Here is a 20,623-nt window from a genome sequence, read left to right as displayed (position 1 = left end):
ATCCTGCCCCGGAGGGCAAGAAAACCTCAGAGCGTCACCGCCGTCAGAATATGGTCCTGCACATGGGCATAGCGGCCATGCAGCACATATCCCATCGGAAAAGGGGTGATTTCGGTGGTAAAACGCGCCGTAAAGCTGCGGTTGGCGTGATCCAGATGGACCGACAGCGCATCAAAGCCGAACAGGCACAGCGACATCGGATATTGCGCCTTGTAGGCGGCCTCCTTGGCGGAAAAGATCAGCATCGCCTCTTCGGCGCTGACATGGCTTTCTTCCGGGCGCAGGATAGCGGTGCGCAGATCCTCTTCCAGCGGGCCATCTTCTTCCAGATCCAGCCCGATGCCGCGCAAAGGCGACAGCACCGCCACGGCGGCAAGGCACAGCGTCTCGCTATGGCTGATCGAGCCGCACAGCCCGGCAGGCCAGCGCGGCGCACGGTCGTCCTTTACCGGCACGGCAAAGGTCGGCAGGCCGAGCTCAGCCATGGCGGCGCGGGCGGCGGCCCGCCCGGCACGGAATTCAGCCAGTCGCAGCGGCACGCCCGCAATATCCTCGCCCGGAAAGGCGGGGTGCCGGTCGCGCGGATCGGTGGCACCAATGCCGGTGCCGGGGGGAAGCAGGGCACGGGCACAGGCGGCAAGGCCAGCAAGATCAGGCATCCAGCCGCCCTGCCCGCAGCGCCCGGCGGCGCGCCATTGCATCCGCCCGGTTTTCCGCACGATCAGCCAGCCCCGGCGCGGGTGCCGCCGCCGCCACCGCTGCTTTCGGCGCATCGTCCAGATGATCGGCCAAGGCCGACAGTGTGGGGAAGCGGAAGATATCGGTGATCGACAGTTTGGTCAGGCCCAGCGTGTCGCGGATTTCCCGATGCGCCTGCACCGCCAACAGGGAATGGCCACCCAGCGCAAAGAAATTGTCCTTCGCCCCCACCCGTGGCACCCCCAGCACCCGCTGCCAGATCACCGCCAGCTGCGCCGCCAGCCCGGTTTCCGGCGCCGCATAGGTGGCCACGGCGGCCTGTGCCTGTGGCGCAGGCAGCGCCTTGCGATCCACCTTGCGGTTGGGCGTCAGCGGAAAGTGGTCCAGCGTCACGAAATGCGCCGGGATCATATGCTCGGGCAAACGCGCACCCAGCGCCGCGCGCAACGCGGCCTCTTGCGCCGCGCCGGTGATATAGGCGACCAGCCGCAGATCGCCGGGGCTGTCCTCGCGCGCCAGAACCACGGCCTGCTGCACGCCCGGCTGTGCCTCAAGCGCGGCCTCGATCTCGCCCAGTTCGATCCGGTAGCCGCGCAGCTTCACCTGATAATCGGCGCGGCCAAGGTAATCGAGCTTGCCATCGCCGCGCAGCCGCACCAGATCGCCGGTGCGATACATGCGTGCGCCCCAGGAGCAGGCGCCATCACGGATGAACGGATCCGGCAGGAACCGCTCTGCCGTCAGATCGGGGCGCTGCCAATAGCCGCGCGTCACGCCATCGCCGCCGATCCACAATTCGCCCGCAGCACCAGGCGGCACCGGCTGCTGCCCACCGTCCAGCACATAGACCTGCGTATTGGCGATGGGACGCCCGATGTTCACCACACCCTCGCCGCCCTGCGCCGTTTCGGTGGTGGACCAGATCGTCGTTTCGGTCGGACCATACATGTTTTCAATCCGCGCCTGCGTGACCTTGCGCAGATCCGACACAAACGCCCCCGGCAGGGCCTCGCCGCCCAGCATCAGGGTCTTGACCGAGGCAAGCGCCCCTTGCGCCTCGTCGTTCAGCATGATCATGCGCGCCATCGACGGGGTGCATTGCAGATGCGTCACCCCATGGCGCAGGATCTGCGCCGCGATCGAGAAATCATCCGCCGCAGGCCCCGCCCCGGCATTGGCGCGGCGCAACACCTCGGCCAGCGGATAGAGCCCCTCCATCACCACATCCGGCGCGATGCCGTAATCAATCAGGCAGGCCACTTCGGTGACGCCGATACGTTTCAGGCTTTCCACCCGTGCCAGCGCATCCTCGACCGTGCCGAATAGGCCGGACTCTTCGAAATAGCGCTGGAAGGCGAAATCCAGAATGGCCTCGTTTTCCTCGGCGCTCAGGCTGCGCAGGTCGATGTCCATCGGGTTGTCAACGCCTTGCGGTTTCTTGAACGCCGGGAAGGCCCAGGCATATTGCTTGACCAGCCCCACCGCCGCCGCGAGGTAACTTTTCATCGGCGCTTCGGCCACGCGCCGCGCCTGATCGCGGTCACGGCAGACATAGGTGTGCAGCATCAGCGTGACGGAATGCTTGGCCGGATCATGGCCCGCCTTGCGCAGGGCCTCGTGATAGATGCGGATCTTGTCGCCCACTTCGGCCACCGTCTGCCCCAACAGATGGGTCAGCACATTGGCACCAATCTCGCCCGCTTCGCGCCAAGTGGCGGGATTGCCCGCCGTGGTCACCCAGATCGGCAGTTCTTTCGACACCGGGCGCGGCTGCGTCACCACGCCGAATGTGCCGGTCCGGGTCGGGAACTCCACCGTTTCGCCCCGCCACAACCGGCGCAGCTGGTCGATCCCGGTGAACATCGCGGCGCGGTTGTCGGGCGGGGTGTTTTCGGGCCGCAGCACAAAGTCATCGGGCTGCCAGCCTGAGGCGATGGCAAGGCCGGCACGGCCATTTGTCAGATTATCAATCACCGCCCAATCTTCGGCCACCCGGGCCGGGTGATGCAAGGGCAAGACGCAGGATCCCGCCCGAACGGCAAGATTCCGCGTAACCGCCGCCACCGCCGCCCCTGTCACCGAAGGGTTCGGGTAGGGGCCGCCAAAGGCATGAAAGTGCCGCTCGGGCGTCCAGACCGCACAAAACCCATGGCTGTCGGCAAATTTCGCGCCCTCCAGCAGCAGTTCGTATTTCTTGGGGCCGACGCCATCGTCATTGCCCCAGTAATACAGCGAAAATTCCATCGGCTGGGCCGAGCCGATGCTGCCATTCGACACCAGCGCCCGGTTTTCATCCGAACTCATCACCAGTTTGAAGCCGCGCGCCAGCGTCCAGAACAGCTCCAGCACCGAAATGTCGAAGGACAGCGATGTGACCGCCAGCCAGACAGATCCCGTGGCATGGTCGATGCGGTCGTCCATGCCCGCAAAGAAATTCGCCACATTGCGATGTTCCACCATCACGCCCTTGGGCCGCCCGGTGGAGCCGGAGGTGTAGATCATATAGGCCAGATCCGCCGCGGTGACGCCGCTGTCGGGTGCGCTGTCGGGAGCCAGCCCCAGCCGCCCGTCGGTATCCAGGCACAGCACCTGCGCCTGATGCGCGGGCAGCGCAGGCACCAGCGCGCTTTGCGTCACGATCACCGGGCAGCCGCTGTCCTCGATGAACAAGGCGGTGCGTTCGGCCGGATAGGCCGGATCCATCGGCACATAGGCCCCGCCCGCCTTCTGGATCGCCAGCGCGCCAATCAGCAGATCAAGGCTGCGCCGGGTGTGCAGACCGACCAGCGTGCCGGGGCGCACCCCCATGTCGCGCAGCACATGCGCGGCGCGATTGGCGCGGGCGTCAAGCTGTGCATAGGTCAGGCTCTGCGCCTCGAACACCACCGCCACGGCATCGGGGCTGCGCGTCACCTGCACCTCGAACGCCTGATGCACACAAAGATTGGCATCATAGGGTTTGGATGTGGCGTTATGGGCGTAAAGCACCTGATGCAGCTCTGCCGGGGTCAGGATCGGCAGGTTTTCCACCCGCGCCGTCCCCGTGGCCGCTGCGGCAAAGGCAGCAAGCCGGGCTGCGATGGCCTGCGCCTGATCCATGCTCAGGCGGCTGGCATCATAATGCAGCGCCGTGTCATTCAGGGTCAGCACCGTGCCCGGAACCGGCTGCGCCGCGATACCGATGGCGGGTGGGGCCAGCCCGAACAGCTTGCGGTCCCGTGCCAGCAGATCAAGCGGGAAGGCAGGCTGCGCCCGCGCCTGCTCCAGCGCCGCCTCAGTGCGGGCCAGCGCTTCGGGCAAGGCGCCTTCGGCGCTGACCCGCAGCGGCACCCAGTCCGACAGGATACCCGCCGTTGCATGGCCCGCCGCAAAGGCAAGATCCGCAGCGCCCTTGCCCGACAACCGCCCTGCCGCCAGTGCCGTCAGCGCCAGCGACGGCAGTGCCAGCGGCAGGCTTTGCCAGAACGCCGGGGCGGTGCTGCTGCCGGTGCCCGGCACTTCTGCCGGATCCAGCGCGCGCAGGGCACGGCGGAGGCGCGGTTCGGCGGGCACGGCGCGGGCCAGCGTCTCGGTCAGCGCCGCCGCCTCGGCCGCAGTGGCCGAGCGCAGCGGATTGGGCAGCGTGGTCGGCGCAACCTCAAAGCCCTTCTGGCAGGTCAGCCGCGACAGCCGCAGCGCCCCGGTGCCGCAGGCCACCGTCACCGTGGCCGCATCCGCCGCCAGTATCTGCCCCGGCGCGCCCTGCCCCGCCACGACCTCTGCCGCGCCGACCAGCACATAGCGGCTGCCATCCCAGATCTTTGCCGCCGTCAGCGGGTTCCAGTAGCTGCCATGATCCAGCGCGCGCACCAAAGCGGCCAGATCTGTGGCAGAGGCGGTGAAATCCAGCCGCCCCGCCGCGATAGGCCGGTCCGCCCGCGCATGCACCGTGCGCAGGCAGAAATCCTGCGCGCGGCGGTTCGGCGCGCCCTGTGCCAAAGCCTCGATCACCGCCGGGAACGAGGCCATCGCCGCTTCGAAACAACGGGTGTTCAGCGTCAGCGCCGTATCGTCTGGCCGGATGTCGAACAGGCGCTGGTCCAGAATATCGCCCTCGTCCATGCCGGGCGTGATCATGTGCCACGTGATGCCATGCTGCGCCTCACCGGCCAGAAGCGCCCAGACCGGCGCATTCAGCCCCGCATGGCGCGGTAAAGGCCCGTCATGGAAGTTCACCCCGCCCAGCCGCGCCTGTGCCAGCGCGGCCTCGGGCACCAGCGACAGATTGGCGATCGACAGCAGCCAATCCACCCCGCCGGGCAAGGCCTCCGGCCACCCGGCCTGCTGTTCGATCACCGCAAGACCCCGCGCGCGGCCCCAGGCGTGCAGATCCGGGTTGTGGCTGACCAGCGCCGCGATGTGATGGCCCCGCGCCAGCAGCATCTCGCCACATTCGCGGGTCAGGCTTTCATTGCCGATCAGGAAACAGGAAAACGGGTTCATCTTACACTCCTTCCGCCGCAACTGGCGGTGATAGCCCCTAGGCGGCGGGGCTTGTGTTGTCTGTGCTGTCCACCGCAGGCGCGGCCTTCGCCCGCCCGGCCCCCGCAACAGAATGCACGATCAGATCCCGCAGAAAATGCGGCGGATCGCCCCTGTCCTTGCGTTGGACCAGCAGCCGGGCACGCCACAGCACCCCGCCTGCCACATGGGCCAGCGTGGCCAGCGCGGCATAGGCATAGCCATGGTTCTTGGTGAAATAATGGCGGCGACTGTCCAGCCAGAAGCGCGGAATCCGCGACCAGGTTTTCATGCCGGTCGACACCGATCCGATATGGGTGACTTCGGACTGGCGCACATAATCGGTGGGCCACCCCGCCCGCGCCGCGCGCAGACACAGGTCGGTTTCTTCAAAATACAGAAAGAACACCTCGTCAAACCCGCCGATCCGGTCCAGCACATCCTGCCGCATCATCAGGCTGGCGCCGGCCAGCCAATCCACCCGCGTCGTCTCTTCGGGGATCGGGCGGGCAACGATATGCCTGCGCAAGGCGCGTGAAATCGGACCGAACCGTGCCGCCCCTTCCAACTCGCTGGCAACAGAGGGAAAGCGGAAGGCCGTGCGATGCGGCGCGCCATCCGGCCCATGGATATAGCTGCCGGCAAAGCCGGTGGCCGGGTGCTGCTCCAGATGATCCAGCAAGGCGCGGATGGCCCCCGGATCGGGAAAGGCATCGGAATTGAGGATATAGACGTAATCCGGGCGCGCGCCGCCCGGCAGCCCGGCCTTTATCCCGAAATTGTTGCCCGCGCCAAAGCCGCCATTGCGCCCGGATTGCAGCACCCGCACCGGCACCGGGCCACGGTCCCAGCCCCGCGCCGCCACTTCGGCCTGCATCGTCTCGAAACTGCCATCGCCCGAGTCATTGTCGACAATGGTGATGGCCCCACGGATGCCCGCCATTTCCCGCAGGGCGGCCTCGGCGGATTGCAGGGTCATCGCCGGGGTACGCCAGTTCAGGATCACGGTCAGAAGCTGCGGCATCATTCGGCGGCCTCGGCCAGAGGATCTGCCGCCGCCTCGGCCTCGGCAATCACGTCGCGCAGCCGCGCGGCCAGAACCCGCACATTCGGCTCCAGCACCATGCTGTCATGGTCGCCCGGCACCTCGATCACCGTCAGCGCCGGGGCGAACCGGGTCAGATCATTGTCGGCAAAAACATATTCCTTTGCCGCGCTGACCCATTGCCCGTTGGACACCTGCCATTTGCGGTCCAGCGGCGGGCGGAACAGCGCAGTCGGCCCCTTGCGCAGCGGCAGCGCATAGAGCGGCAGCGCCGCGCGGAAGGCGGCCTCGATCTCGGCATTGTGGAACTGGTGGCTGGTGTCGGTTGCCGCTTTCGGGCGGCGCTTTTCCATCTCCCAAGCCCAGCGGGCCTTGGCCCAATCCGCCAGATAGCCGGGACCGCGCGCGCGCAGTTCTGCTAGTTTGATCAGCGCCTTGTCATGGCCCGACAACGGCGGGCGCAGCGGCAAGGGCGTATCGAGCAGCACCAGAAGCGCCACCTCTTCACCCTCTGCCTCCAGTTGGCGGGCCATTTCCCACGCTGTCAGACCGCCGCCCGAAAATCCGCCCAGCAGATAGGGGCCGCGCGGCTGCACCTGACGCAGTTCTGCCAGATAATCCCGCGCGGCCTCGGGCAAGGTGCGATGCGGTTCGGCATCGCCATAGAGCCCGCGCGCCTGCAAGCCATAGAAAGGCCGGTCGCCGCCCAGCAACTGCGCCAGATGGCGCAGGTTCATCACATTGCCGAACATGCCCGCCACCAGGAAGAACGGCTGTTTCGGCCCGCCCTCGCGTTCGTGCATCGCGACCAGATGGGTAAAGCGGCGCTTCGGGGCCTCGGCTTTTACCGGGCCGGACGTATCGCCCACCGGCCCGATCCGCTCTTCGATCAGCGCGGCGCAGGCGGCGATGGTCGGCGCCTCGAACAGCACCGAAATCGGGAAATCGACGCGGAACGCCTTTTTCACCATCGCAAACAGCCGCACCGCAATCAGGCTATGGCCGCCCAGCGCAAAGAAATCATCCTCCACCCCCACCTGCCCGACGCCCAGCAGATCCTGCCAGAACCCGGTCAGCGTGCGTTCCAGATCATTGCGCGGGGCGATGTAGTCGCTGTCCAGATCGGGGCGGGCAAAGGTCTGGCCTTCGGGGCGCGCCACTTCGACCGTATCGGCCTGCCGGATCAGCGCAGGCAGATCCAGCGACGAGACGATGACCTGCGACTGCCCGGTGGCCAGCGCCCGCACAAAGGCCTCGGCCCCGTCCTCGGCGCGGATACCCTGCCCCAGATTGTGCAACAGCCGCTCCTCCTGCTTTGACGCAGGCCGCGCCGCCTCGGCATCGTCAAATTCCAGATCCTGCGCTTCGGGTGGTTTCTGCGCAAAGGCCCCGTCCAGCTTGCGGATGGTAAAGCCCTCGACCTCGATCAGCACGGCGCCCGTCTCGTCGGTCAGCGTGATGTCGAACACCGCCACCGGGCCTTCGCCGCGGTTGCGCGCCGCATTGCGCACCCAGCTGTGGATACGGGCGGGCAAGGGGGCATGGGCGCGCAGGCAGCCATAGCTGACCGGCACCCACAGATACGCGGGCTGATAGCCGTCGATCAGCCCCATGGCCCAGCCCGTCGCCAGATCCATCAGCGCGGGGTGCATGAGCCAGCCCTGCGTCAGATCGGTCTGCGCCGACAGCGGCAGCGTCAGCATTGCCAGACCTTCGCCCGCGCCCAGCGCCATCCGGTTCAGCACGCGCCAGCGCGGCCCGAAATTCAGATGCTCCTCTTGCGGCGACCGGATGCCGCGCGGATCTTCCACAGGTGCTGCACAGCGGGCGGCGATGGCAACCAGATCCAGCCGCCCGGGCGGGCGGCGCAAGGGCAGCAGCCGTCCCTGCGCATTCAGCGCAAATCCGGTGCGGCCCCGGTGATCCACCGCCGAGCGCACCTCGAAGCCAAAGCCTTCGTCGCTGCGGGTCAGGCGCAGCCGCATGTCGCGCGGGGCGTCATCGGGCACGGTCAGGGGCCGGAAGAACATCAGGTCGCGCAGCTCGAAAGCCCCCAGCCCCTCTTCGGCGGCGGCTTCAGCGGCAAGCTCCAGATAGCCGGTGCCGGGGATCAGGGCGGTGCCATCCTTGGTGCGGTGGCCATCCAGAACCCAGCGCGCGGTGCTGAGCCGCGTGGTGAACAGGCGGTGGCCCGCGCGGTCAAACCCGGCCTCGTCCAGCATCGGGCGCGACAGTGGCAGACGCGGCGCGGCAGGGCGGGTGCCCAGCCGATCCGCCAAAGCCTCGGCCGCCATCCCGACCCCGGCCCAGATGCCCCAGTTCAACGCCAGAACCCGGGTGCGACCGCCTTTGCGCGCCTGTGCATAGGCATTGAGATAGTCATTCGCCGCCACATAGTCGATCTGCCCGGCAGGCCCGGTGATGGTCGAGGTCGAGGCGAAGACCACCATCAGATCGAGCGTGCCATCGGGGAACAGCCCGTCCAGAACCTGCGTGCCATGCAGTTTCGGGGCAAAGACCTCCTCCACGGCGGCGGGTGTCTTGGTCAAGAGCGGCCCGTCATCCACGATGCCCGCCGCATGGATCACCGCCTTGAACGGCCCGAACTCCGCCTCGGCCCCGGCAATTGCCGCGCGCATGTCCTGCGCATTGCAGACATCGGCGCGCGCGACTTGAACGGTGCCGCCCAAAGCCTCCAGCCGCTGCACCGCCAGAATACGGCGGCTGACCGGATCAGCGGCATCATGGCTGGCCAGATGCCGCGCCCAGTGATCGCGCGCAGGCAGATCGCTGCGGGCAATCAGCAGGATCCTGGCCCCGCAATCGCGGATCAGCCGTTCGGCCATAGTCAGGCCGATGCCACCGAACCCGCCGGTGATCAGCACTGGCGCACCCTGCGGCAACCGCAACGCCCCGGCCTCGGCCAACCGCAGCGGCCTCACCCCGCGCTCATAACGCTTTTCACCGCGCCACAGCACGGCGGCGGACTTCGGCTCGGCCAGCAGATCCTCCAGCACCTGCCCCGCCAGCACCGAAAGGTCCGGCTTGGCCCGGCGGCCCTTCGCCACGGGCGGCAGCGCCACGTCAATCGACGCGCAGGTCACGCCCGGAAACTCATGCGGGATCACCTTGATCGGGCCGGAAATCGTGGCCTTTTCCGGGTAGGGCAGCCCTTCGGCCTTCAGCTGCGCCGCACCCGAGGTCACAGTGGTCAGATGAATGGGGCGTGGCAGGTTTTCTTCGGCCATCGCCTGCGCCAGAAACATCAGCGCGTAAAAACCCTGTTCGATATTGCGGTGGAAAAAGCTTGATCCGGGGCGGAATCGCTCCTGCGCCGTCACCAGCCAGAAATGCACGATCCGGTCCGGGGCCTGCCCCAGCGCCACCAGATCGCGGATCAGCGCATCATAGCCTTCGCGCCCGCGTTCGGGGTTGAGGATGAAGCCACCCTCGCCATCGCGCGCATAGGTATCGCCCGCGCGCACCGTGGTGACGCTGTGCCCGGCCTTGCGCAGCCGCGCAACCGTGGCGGGCCCCAAGCCCACATCATCCAGAAACACCAGCCAGCTGTGGTGCGGCGCCTCCGACAGGTCGCCATCCAGATCCACATCGCAATCGGCGGGCCGCTGCCGCCAGACCGGCTGCCAGCCCCATTGCGCCAGATCCTCCTGCCGCATCGGCAGCGCCTCGGCCTCGACCACCTGCGGTTTGCCGGGTTCGATGAAATAGCGTTTGCGCTGGAACGCATAACCCGGCAGCGGCAGGCGGTTGCGCCGCGCATCGCCCCAGATCGGCTCCCAGTCGATCGCCACGCCACATGCCCAAAGCCGCGCGAGCGAGGCGATATGCCACTGGTCATCCGGCATCGCCTGTTCGGGATGCCGCAGCGCCGGGATCACCTGCCCCGCCGCCACGCCATTGGCCTGCGCCAGCGACGACAAGGCCCGCCCCGGCCCCATTTCCATATAGACGCGACCCGCTTCGGCGCGCAGCGTCTCCATGCCGCGCTGGAACATCACCGTGTTGCGCAGATGCTGCACCCAATAGTCCGGGCTGGTCGCTTCGGCCCCTGTCAGCGGCTGCCCGCTGCGGTTGGAGATCACCGGCAGTTGTGGCGGATGCAGGGCGATGGCGCGCAGATAGGCGCCAAAGCGGCCCAGGATCGGCTCCAGCATCCGGCTGTGCGCCGCAATGTCGATGGCGATGCGCTGCGTCTCCACGCCTTCCGCCGCCAGCGTTCCGGCCAGCGCCAGCAACGCCGCATCGGGGCCAGAGACAACACACAGGCCCGGCGCATTGACGCTGGCCATATCCAGATCGCCGGTCAGGCGCGGGCGCAGCGCGGCCTCGTCCAGCGGCACTGACAACATGCCTCCCGGCGCGATGGTGTCGAACAATTGCCCGCGCAGATGCACAAGGCCGATGCAATCCTCGAAACTCATCACCCCGGCGAGACAGGCGGCGGTATTCTCGCCCATGCTATGCCCGATCAGCGCGGCGGGCTGTACGCCCCAGCTCTGATACAGTTTCGCCAGCGCATATTCGGTGATCATGATCAGCGGTAGCTGCACCGACGGACGTTTGAGCCGGGCATTCGCCGTCGCCTCGGCCCCCGGTTCCGGAAGCCACAGGGCGCGGATGTCATAGTCCAGCTTGGGTTGCAGGATGGCCAAGCCACGGTCCATCCAGTCGCGGAACTCCGGCTCGGTGTCGTAAAGGTCGCGCGCCATGCCCGCATATTGCGCGCCGCCGCCGGGGAACATGAACACGACCTCGGGGGCATCGCCCAGAAACTCGTGGCTGAACACCCGGCGCGGATCCTTGCCTTCCAGCAGATCGGCGGCCTGCGCATGGCTTTCGGCCACCAGAACCCGGCGCTTTTCAAACGCGCGGCGGCCCTGTTTCAGCGTATAGGCCACATCGGCCAAAGCCTGTTCGGGATGGGCGCGCAGATGGGCGGCCAGCGTGCGCGACGCCTCGTCCAGCGCCGATTTCGATCTGGCCGACAGCACGAGCGGCTGGAACGGCCAGTCGCTGTCCTCCGACGCGGGCCGCGCGGGGGCTTCCTCCAGCACCGCATGGGCATTGGTGCCACCCACGCCAAGGCTGTTGACCCCGGCGCGGCGCGGATGGCCCTTGGCCTCCCAGGCGGTCAGACGGTCATTCACCCGGAAGGGCGAAGACTCGAAATCAATCGCCGGGTTCGGCGCCTCATAGCCCAGCGAGGGTGCCAGTTCGCGGTGATGCAATTGCAGCGCCACCTTGATCAGGCTCGCCACCCCCGCCGCCGTATCCAGATGGCCGATATTGGTTTTCACCGATCCGATGCGGCAGGTGCCCACCGTCTCGGCGCTTTCGCGGAAGGCGGCGGTCAGCGCCGCGACCTCGATCGGGTCGCCCAGAAAGGTGCCGGTGCCGTGGCATTCGATGTAATCCACCGTGTCCGATGTCACTCCGGCCATCGCCTGTGCCTCGGCCACGCAGCGCGCCTGCCCGTCGACCGAGGGCGCAAGATACCCCGCCTTGGCCGCCCCATCATTGTTGACCGCCGAGCCTTTCAGGATCGCCCAGATGTGATCGCCATCGCGGATCGCATCCACCGCGCGGCGCAACACCACGCAGCCCGCGCCCGAGCCGAACACCGTGCCCTGCGCCCGATGATCGAAGGCATGGCAATGGCCGTCGGGCGACAGGATCTCGCCCTCGTTGAACACATAGCCGCGCGCATGGGGCAGCTCGATGGTCACGCCGCCCGCCAGCGCCATGTCACATTCGCCGTTCAGCAGCGCCTGTGCGGCGTAATGCACCGCAACAAGGCTGGTGGAACAGGCGGTCTGCACATTGATCGACGGCCCCTTGAGGTCGAAGATATGGCTGACGCGGGTGGCCAGAAAATCCTTGTCATTGCCGGTATGCCGCAACAGGAACATGCCGGTGTTTTCCACCAGATCCGGGTTGGAACACAGGTTGAAATAGAAATAGCTGCCCATGCCGCAGCCGGCATAGACGCCGATTGCCCCCTTGAAGCCTTCGGGCGTATGGGCGGCGTTTTCCATCGCCTCCCACGCCACTTCCAGAAACTGCCGGTGCTGCGGATCAAGGATCGCCGCCTCTTTCGGCGAAAACCCGAAGAACTCGGCATCGAAATGGTCGAACTTGTCCAGCACGGCGGCAGCGGGCACATAATTGCGGTGGCGCAGCTTGGCCGGGCTTTCGCCATTGGCCAGCAATTCCGCCTCGGTCAGCTGGCAAATGCTTTCCAGCCCGGCGCGCAGGTTTTCCCAATAGGCAACAATCGAGGCCGCCCCCGGCAGATGCGCAGCCATGCCCACAATGGCAATATCGGTTTCGGCAATGCCGCTCATTCCTGTGTCTTGCTCAGTCATGCTCACCGCCGGCCCCACGTTCCAAACACATACACAGACCTGCCAAGCCCGATCATGGCCCGGCAGGAGTCATCCGCTCTCCATGAGAGTGTATCGTAAACAGCGGGTTAGCGATACCCGAAGGCGCAACCGGATCGACCATCGCCAGACTGCGAACAATGCCCGGCTTTCGCCGCAGTTTCACCGGAATAGCTGCCCGATCAAGGCCGCTGCCTTACCAATGCCCCGCTCCGGTGCCCCGCGCCATGCGGATTTGTGCGCCAACATAGACAATCGCATCAAAGGCAAAGCCTGCCAGCAGCAGGATCAGGCCCTTGGGGTGCAACAGACGGCGCGGTGCGCGCAGCAGATTCCCGCTGCGTTTGGTCAGAAAATGCAGCGGCACGAATCCATAGGGCCAGCGCGGCAACTGGCGGCGGATCACCCCAGCCAGCCAGCCGTCATGACCCGCCGCAAGCGCCAGCATCTGCCTGCGTTCGGTCACGGGCCGGGCGCGGATTGTTTCAAATACCGCCACATTGATCGCCGACCCGATCACGATGCGGATCTGGTGCCGGATCAGCGCCGGAATGCTGCGTTCCGACGCATAGATGTGAAACACAGTGCCACCGTCAATCCGGCTGAAATCTTCTGCGCCGGTCAGCCCGTCGGTCAGCACCATGGCGCGCAGGAACCCGTCCTCCACCGGCAGCCCCACCGGCAGATGCACCGCGCGGGCGCGGGCGGCGGGCATGGCGTAAAGCTGGCCGCAGATGGCATGGCGCCAGTCATCCAGCGTGCCGCCTGCCATGGCAATCAGCCGGTCCTGCACCGAAAGCCCCTCGGGCTGCGCCACGATGTCCTTGACCGGGCGCGAGTTGAACACATGCAGCGCCGGGGCCTGCTGCAACCCGGCCACCATCTGCCGCAGGGCATCGGGCTGGGGCAGCAGAATATCCGCATCGGCAAAGATCAGCACCTCGGCCTCGCTGCGCGACAGATCATGCACAAAGCGGTTCCAGGTGCGGGATTTTCCGCCCAGTGGCAGATCCACCACCGCAATCGCGCCCTGCCCGGCAGCACGGGCGCGCGCGACGGTGTCATCGGTGCAGCCATTGGCGAGGATCAGGATCCGCGCCTCCAGCCCCGCCAGATCCTGCGCCAGAAGCTGCGCCACCATGGCGGCAATACCTGCCGCCTCGTTATGCGCAAAGACCCCGATATCGACCCGTGTCACAGCACGGTCCGCCGTGGTTTCGGCAGGCGCGCCGCGCGCCCCGGCGCCGGGGTCTGCTCCGCCCAGCCCTGCACGCGCCCCTCGGCATGGCCCAGAACCGCCCCGGCCATCAGCCATGTGAACGGGATCAGCGTCGCATTCGGCAGCATATCCACCAGATTCGCCGCCAGAAGCAGGCAAACCGCCGCCGCATAGGCCGAAATCTCTTCGCCCCGCCGCAGCAGGGCCCGCCGCCCCATCAGCAGCAAGGGCAGAGCCAGCAGCCCGAATTGCGCGATATATCCCAGCCAGCCATAGATCCCCATGGTGATGATCCACGCCCCATCGGCAATCGACAGGCCCGCCCCCGTCAGCGGATCATAAATCAGATTGCGGCCATACCCGCCCCAGCCAAACCAGGCCTTCAGGTTGGCGCGATCCAGCAACGCCTCTTCATTGGTGATGCGGAACTGAAGCGACGCGGCGCGGTCGGGTGACAGACCCTTGGCAAACTCCACAATCGCCTCGATCGGGATCAGTTGCGCGCCGCGCAGCAACGGATAGCTGACCACCATCACTGCCAAGGCCGCCGCGACGATCACCTGCCCCCGGCGCGGCATCACAAGGATCAGCAGCGACAGACCCACCGCATAGACCAAAGGCCCGGCGCTTTTGCACAGCACCAGCACCGCCGCCAGATAGAGCGTGGCAAAGACCAGCTTTGGCCGCCTGTCCTTCGGGCTGGCCCGCGCCAGAGTCAGCGCCGCGATCAGCGCCATCATGGCAAAAAACGCCACCCAAAGCCCATGCGGCAGGAACACCACCGGGCGAAAGCCGCCAAAGCGCATGGTCTGCGAAAAGTCATGCTGAAAATAGCCATAGATCCAGGCGTTCATCTGTGGCGACAGGCGCACCTCGATCAGCATCGGCACCGAATAGGCCAGCCCCGCCGCCATCAGCGCCACCAGCATGTGCCGCATCGCATCCGGCCCGGCCAGATAACGGCGGCCCAGAAAGAACGGCAGCAGCGCAATCGCCTGATTGGCCACCGCCGCCACGCTGTCATACAGGCGCATCCCCTGAATGACGCCCGGCCCCCGCGCCATCGCATCGCCATTGGTCAGCACCGTGGCAAAGGGTGACAGCACGAACAGCGCCATCAGCACCCGGCCCAGCGGATTCTGTGGCAGCAGCGACACACGGTCGCGCAGCACCAGCACCGCCATTGCGGCCGCCATCAGCACCGGGATGCTGTCCTTGCCCAGATCCGGCACCAGCGGCAGATTGAGCGCGATGCCCGGTGGCAGCAGCAGATAACCGCCCAGCACCGCCCAGATCAGCGCCTTGTCCGCAGGCAACCGCCGATACAGCACCAGCACAACCAAGGGCCAGAGCAGCAGCATCAGCCAGGCAAAGGCATTGGGCGTGATCAGCAGCAGCGGGCTCCTTTGCCGGGGTTCTGGGTCGGGCACAGGACCAATACCCTGATGTTTGGCTACGCCAAGCCATCCGATCTTGGCAATCACCCTGTCCCTCTGCACCGTATTCCTTCGGGAAACAGAGTGTTTAGGCCACACGCCCCCCGCAAGCCCGATGCGCCGCCGGCCGCTTCATGTTAGACAGGCCCGCAGAGATTTCGTGAGTATGCCCGTGCAGTTCCGCTTCGAGACCACCACCATCACCGTCAACCAGCCCCATGCCGCCGCCCTGCTGACGGCGGTGAAGACGCGGCTGGCGCAGGGCGAAGGCTTCGCTCTGGCCACCATCAACCTCGATCATCTGGTGAAACTGTCACAGGATGCGGCCTTCCGGCAGGCCTATGCGGCGCAGGATTTTGTGGTGGCCGATGGCAATCCGATTGTCTGGCTGTCGCGGCTGGCCGGACGCCCGGTGCATCTGGTGCCCGGATCCGACATGGTGTTGCCACTGGCGCGGCTGGCGGCGCAGAACGGCGTGAAGGTGGCCCTGCTCGGTTCGACCGAAGCGGCGCTGGCCCGCGCGGCTGAGCATTTGCGCGCCGAGGTGCCGAAGCTGGATGTGGCGCTGCAACTGGCCCCCGCGATGGGCTTTGATCCGGCCGGGGACGAGGCGACCCGCCTGCTGCGCCTGCTGGAAACCGCGCAGATCGGCCTGTGCTTTCTGGCCCTTGGTGCGCCAAAGCAGGAGGTGCTGGCGGCGCGCGGGCGGACGCTGGCGCCGCATGTGGGTTTTGCCAGCATCGGCGCAGGTCTCGATTTTCTGGCGGGCACACAGAACCGCGCTCCGGAATGGGTGCAGCGGCTGGCGCTGGAATGGGCGTGGCGCATGCTGTCCAGCCCGCGCCGTCTGGTGCCGCGCTATTGGGCCTGCGCAAAAATCCTGCCCGGCGAGATGCGCAAGGCGCTGCGCCTGCGCGGCTGATCCTGCGCGGTCACTTGTATTCGATCAGCCGCCGCTGCCGCCGCAACAGCCGCCCCGCGTGAAAGCCGATCACGCCCTGCGCCTCGGGCAGCTTGCCCAGCACGGTGAACAGCGCCGCCGCACCGCCCATGCGGGGCATCAGCCGGATCACTTGCAGCGGCCACAGCAGTAGCAGCAACGCGCCTGCCGGATGGATCAGCGCCGCCACAGCGGCGGCCAGCGGCACCCCCGCGCCCCAGAGCAAGGCCCGCCGCGTTTCGCGCCGCCAATGCCGCTCCGGCCCGGCCCCGTGGCGATAGGCACCTTCGGCAAAAGCATGGCCCGCGCGCCGGCTGCGCTGCCACCATTGGCCAAAGCGGGTGATCGCCGCATCATGCAACGTCATCTCGGCCTCCAGCCGCCAGATCACGCCCCCGGCCCGGCGCAGGCGCAGGCACAGGTCCGGCTCTTCACCCGCGATCAGGCTGGGGTCATAGCCCCCCACCGCCTGCACCGCCGCAAAGCGCATCAGCGCATCACCACCACAAGCCGTCGCCAGACCGGGCGGGGTGTCCCACTCGCGGTCGCACAGCCGGTTGTAGACCGAGGCCTCTGGAAAGCGTTCGCGCCGCCGCCCGCAAACCACCACCACCTCGGGGTGCTGTGCCAGAAAGCGGCGGGCCTGCCCAATCCAACCCGGCTGCACCTCGCAATCGCCATCCAGAAACTGCACCAGATCCGGCGGATCCGCAGCCAGCCGCGCCAGCCCGGCATTGCGCGCCCGCGCCGCCGTAAACGGCACCGACATATCCAGCGCCACGACCTCGGCCCCCAGCGCCGCCGCTGCCGCCGGGCTGCCATCGGCGGAGCCGCTGTCGACATAGACGATGCGGCGCACCTGTCCCTGCAACACCGCCAGACCGGCCAGAAGCCGCGCGCCCTCGTTGCGCCCGATCACCACCGCATCGACCAGATCCGCTTGCGCCACGCGCCGCTCTCCCATGGGTTTCTGCCCATATGCTAGCGCGTGCCGCCGCCGGATGCCACGCCCCCCTGCCCTTCCATTTTGCCGCCAAATCTGTTAGTTAACGTCAACTGGGCGGGGGCCTGGGCGAATCTGGATCCGGGCGCAACCCTGCGCCTGCATCCTGCAAATCCCAGAGCAAGGGCCCGCTGCACGGCGGGTGTGACGATTACCCCTGCGGTGATGCCACCGCGATGCAGGAGCCTGGTTTCACCGATGTCGAGCCACACTATATTGGTCACACAGGACTATTCTGTCGCGGATATGGGGCAAACCATGAGTTCTGAGGATGATTTCTCGGGCCGTCTTGGCCAGACGCCCAGCACGCGGCCCACCGGAATTTCGCTGTTCCGCCCGCGCGGCACCGGCATTGTGCCGCAACCGCCCGAACCGCCGGTGCTGGAAGTCTATACCCCGCCCGCGCTGCCCCAACAGACGCCAGACCGGATGTGGGAATCGCTGGGATTTGCCTCGCTCGACCGCGAAAAGCTGGCTGGAAACGGTTTGTTCGCGGATGCGGCACAAAACCCGGCCACCGCCGCCTTCGATATTCTGCGCACCCGGCTGCTTCAGGCAATGGCCGAACGCGGCTGGAAACGCATCGCCATCACCTCGCCGACGCATGGCTGCGGCAAAAGTCTGGTGGCGGCAAATCTGGCGCTGTCGCTGGCGCGCCTGCCCAGTTGCCGCACCGTTCTGATGGATCTGGAACTGCGCCAGCCCGATCTGGCCACCCTGTTTGGTCAGTCTGTCGGGCCGCTGCGCGACATGCTGACCGGTGCGCAGCCGCTGGAGGCGCATCTGCGCCGGGTCGGGCGCAATCTGGCGCTGGCGCTGAATGGCGCGCCGGTGCGGGCCGCCGCCGAAACCCTGCTGGATCCGCGCACCGAAGACACGCTCGGCGCCATCATCAACCAGCTTGACCCGGATGTGATGGTGATCGACATGCCGCCTGCCCTAGGCAATGACGACGTGATCTCGATGCTGCCTCGTCTGGATGCCGTGCTGCTGGTGGCCGATGGCACGCGCACCACCGCCGAGGATATCCGCGCCTGCGAGCGCCTGTTCGAAGGGCGTGTGCCGCTGATGGGCGTCGTGCTGAACCGCGCCAAGGACAGCACGGCCCGCCGCTATCGTTATGGTAAAAAGTGAATATCTGATGGGACCGATCCAAAGCTTTGACGAATTCCTGGGCCTGCTGAACCGCCGCCGCCTGATGATTGCCGCCATCGTGCTGTTTGGTGCCATCATCTCGGTGATGATCGGCGCATCGCGGACCAAGACCTATGAAACCGCCGCCGTGATCCAGGTGGAAATGCCCGTCATCTCTGGCACGGCCCCCGGCATGGTGCCGCAATCGGCCAGCCTGCTGCAAGGGATCGAGCAGCGGCTGACCACGCGCGAAAATCTGGCGGCGATGATCGACCGCCATGGCCTGTTTGCCGATCTGCCGGGCCTGACGCTGGATCAGAAGATCTTCGCCCTGCGCAGCGCCGTGCAGTTCCAGAGCGTGGCCTCAGCCGCACCTGCCAGCTTCGGGGTGCCGAATGCGGTGTCGGCGCTCATCATCTCCACCCGCTTTCCCGATGGCGATCAGGCCGCCCGCGTGGCCAATGATTTTGCCCAGGGGATTCTCGATATGTCGGTGGCGCAGCAGGCCAGCCGCGCCCGCGATACCGTGGCGTTTTTTGTCGAAGAAGAGGCCCGCATCTCGCAAGAGATCGTGGCGCTGGAGGCCGAACTTGTGGCCTACAAGAATGACAATCCAGTGGCGCGCAGCAGTGGCACTGCCGATGAGCGCGTTACCATCGAGACCGAAATCCGCAGCCTGATGCAGAATATCCTTGCGGTGCGGGGCGAAAGGGCGGCGCTTCAAGCCAAGGACCGGCTGCGCGAAACCGACCGCCGCCGCATCGAGGATCTGACCGCGCAAGAAGCGGTGCTGCAAAGCCAGCAGGAGGCGTTGCAGGCGCAGCGCGACACCCTGGATGCGCAGGGCGCACAGGCCCCCGAAGTGGAACGCACGCTCAGCGCCTATGACCGTCGGCTTCAGCAATTGCAAAGCCAGTATGAGCTGATCACCGCCCGCAAGGCCGAGGCCGAAACCGCGCTGCGGCTGGAGCAGGAACAACATGCCGAACGTTTCACCCTGCTGGAACGCGCCATCGTGCCGGAGTATCCGACCAGCGGCGGCGGCAAGAAGATCGCGGTCGCGGGCACGCTGGCCAGCCTTGTGCTGGCTCTGGCCATCGCCTTCGCGCTGGATCTGATGCACCCGGTTCTGCGCAGCGCGGCACAGATGCAGCGCGAACTGGACATCCGGCCGGTCATCACCATTCCCGATCTGGCGCTGGCGCATCCGCCCGCCGAAGGTGCCCTACGCCGTCTGTGGCGGCGGCTGTCGGGCCATTCCCCGGTGCAGCACAACTGACACCCCGCCTCAGGGCATGGCAAAACCCGCCCCGGCATCCCGGTGGCGGGTCTTTTTTGCAAGCAATCGGCCTCTGATCAGTAGCCGGTGCCGTTCACCACCACACTCACCGTGCGCGCCAGAATCTTGACATCCGTCGCCAGCGACAGCTCTGCCTCATAGCTGGTGTCATATTCGGCCCGTGCCTCAAAGCTGGTGCGGTTGCGGCCTGCCGTTTGCCAGAAGCCGGTGATGCCGGGGCGTAGCGCATAATAGGCCGTGCCCGGATACAGCGCCTGCTGGTTCAGCATCATCGGACGCGGCCCGACCAGGCTCATGTCGCCGACAAACACATTCCACAGTTGCGGCAGCTCATCCAGCGAGCTTTTGCGCAGGAAGCGCCCGAACGGGGTGATGCGCGGATCGTTCTTCAACTTCTGCGTTTCATCCCATTCCGCCCGCGCCGCCGGATTGGCCGCAAGGTAATGCGCCATCCGCTCGTCCGCGTCACTGACCATGGAGCGCAGCTTCCACATGCGGAACGCCCGGCCACCCAGCCCGACCCGCTGTTGCGTATAGAACGCCTTGCCACCATCGCGCGACACTGCCACCGCCAGCGCCGCGACAATCGGCACGATGATCGGGGCCGCAAGCACGATTGCGGTCACATCAAAGGCACGTTTGAACAGGGCGCGATACACCCCCTTGCGCGGTGCGGGTTTGGCCTGTGCATTGGCTGGCAGGCCATTCACAAGCAGATCGACACGCTCCACCGAGACCGGACTTCCCGTTTGAAAACGGGGATAGCTGATAGTCATTGTCAGTCACCCGTTAACAATTACAAAGAATTCGGCATTGAATATGTGATCGGCGCAGGCTGGCCCCCGCCGAAAATCGTGATCAGATAGCGTGGTTTGCAAGACATCGCGTACACTCAAGAAGTAACGCCCCCAATTTCCATTTTACCTTTTATTGACGCGAAGTG

11 protein-coding genes are annotated in these 20,623 nt (G+C 66.4%); 3 read left to right on the top strand and 8 right to left on the bottom strand.

The window, feature by feature from the left end; all coding sequences use genetic code 11:
- Positions 1-26: 26 nt before the first annotated feature.
- The 6 genes from KM031_RS11165 to KM031_RS11140 all read right to left on the bottom strand — a co-directional run bounded on the left by KM031_RS11165 (position 27) and on the right by KM031_RS11140 (position 15,297).
- A complete protein-coding gene (locus tag KM031_RS11165; protein ID WP_215504827.1) occupies positions 27-659 on the bottom strand; it encodes a 4'-phosphopantetheinyl transferase family protein in 633 nt (210 codons plus the stop codon).
- Positions 652-5,181, bottom strand: coding sequence for a MupA/Atu3671 family FMN-dependent luciferase-like monooxygenase (locus KM031_RS11160; RefSeq protein ID WP_215504828.1), 4,530 nt, complete (start codon positions 5,179-5,181; stop codon positions 652-654). Before KM031_RS11160 ends, KM031_RS11165 begins: the two co-directional genes overlap by 8 nt.
- 37 nt (positions 5,182-5,218) lie before the next feature.
- The gene (locus KM031_RS11155; RefSeq protein WP_371878991.1) at positions 5,219-6,226 is read right to left on the bottom strand and encodes a glycosyltransferase; all 1,008 of its coding nucleotides are present in this window, start codon (positions 6,224-6,226) and stop codon (positions 5,219-5,221) included.
- Positions 6,223-12,630 carry a type I polyketide synthase gene (locus KM031_RS11150; protein ID WP_215504829.1) on the bottom strand — a complete coding sequence of 2,136 codons (6,408 nt, stop codon included), beginning with the start codon at positions 12,628-12,630 and terminating at the stop codon, positions 6,223-6,225. The genes KM031_RS11155 and KM031_RS11150 overlap by 4 nt, the downstream gene beginning before the upstream one ends.
- 214 nt (positions 12,631-12,844) lie before the next feature.
- Positions 12,845-13,846, bottom strand: coding sequence for a glycosyltransferase family 2 protein (locus tag KM031_RS11145; protein WP_260691906.1), 1,002 nt, complete (start codon positions 13,844-13,846; stop codon positions 12,845-12,847).
- Positions 13,843-15,297: a hypothetical protein gene (locus KM031_RS11140; RefSeq protein WP_260691904.1), complete on the bottom strand. Its 1,455-nt coding sequence runs from the start codon at positions 15,295-15,297 to the stop codon at positions 13,843-13,845. The genes KM031_RS11145 and KM031_RS11140 overlap by 4 nt, the downstream gene beginning before the upstream one ends.
- A gap of 172 nt (positions 15,298-15,469) precedes the next feature.
- Here KM031_RS11140 and KM031_RS11135 point away from each other — a divergent pair, with 172 nt between their 5' ends.
- Positions 15,470-16,225 (top strand): WecB/TagA/CpsF family glycosyltransferase, encoded by a 756-nt coding sequence (locus tag KM031_RS11135; RefSeq protein ID WP_215505011.1) that lies wholly within the window; start codon positions 15,470-15,472, stop codon positions 16,223-16,225.
- Between the two features lie 10 nt (positions 16,226-16,235).
- Here KM031_RS11135 and KM031_RS11130 read toward each other — a convergent pair whose 3' ends face one another.
- Positions 16,236-17,207: a glycosyltransferase family 2 protein gene (locus KM031_RS11130; protein WP_215504831.1), complete on the bottom strand. Its 972-nt coding sequence runs from the start codon at positions 17,205-17,207 to the stop codon at positions 16,236-16,238.
- A gap of 297 nt (positions 17,208-17,504) precedes the next feature.
- Between KM031_RS11130 and KM031_RS11125 the strand changes: the two genes are divergently transcribed.
- Together KM031_RS11125 and KM031_RS11120 are read left to right on the top strand one after the other, a co-directional pair.
- Positions 17,505-18,380, top strand: coding sequence for a CpsD/CapB family tyrosine-protein kinase (locus tag KM031_RS11125; RefSeq protein ID WP_215504832.1), 876 nt, complete (start codon positions 17,505-17,507; stop codon positions 18,378-18,380).
- Positions 18,381-18,387: 7 nt separating this feature from the next.
- On the top strand, positions 18,388-19,659 hold the full coding sequence (locus tag KM031_RS11120; protein ID WP_215504833.1) for a GumC family protein: 1,272 nt from the start codon (positions 18,388-18,390) through the stop codon (positions 19,657-19,659).
- A gap of 77 nt (positions 19,660-19,736) precedes the next feature.
- Here the strand turns inward: KM031_RS11120 and KM031_RS11115 are convergent, their stop codons facing one another.
- A complete protein-coding gene (locus KM031_RS11115; RefSeq protein ID WP_215504834.1) occupies positions 19,737-20,456 on the bottom strand; it encodes a sugar transferase in 720 nt (239 codons plus the stop codon).
- Positions 20,457-20,623 lie beyond the last annotated feature (167 nt).

The organism is Gemmobacter fulvus (genome assembly GCF_018798885.1).
GTDB lineage: Bacteria > Pseudomonadota > Alphaproteobacteria > Rhodobacterales > Rhodobacteraceae > Gemmobacter > Gemmobacter fulvus.
This window is presented reverse-complemented; position numbering and strand designations above follow the sequence as displayed.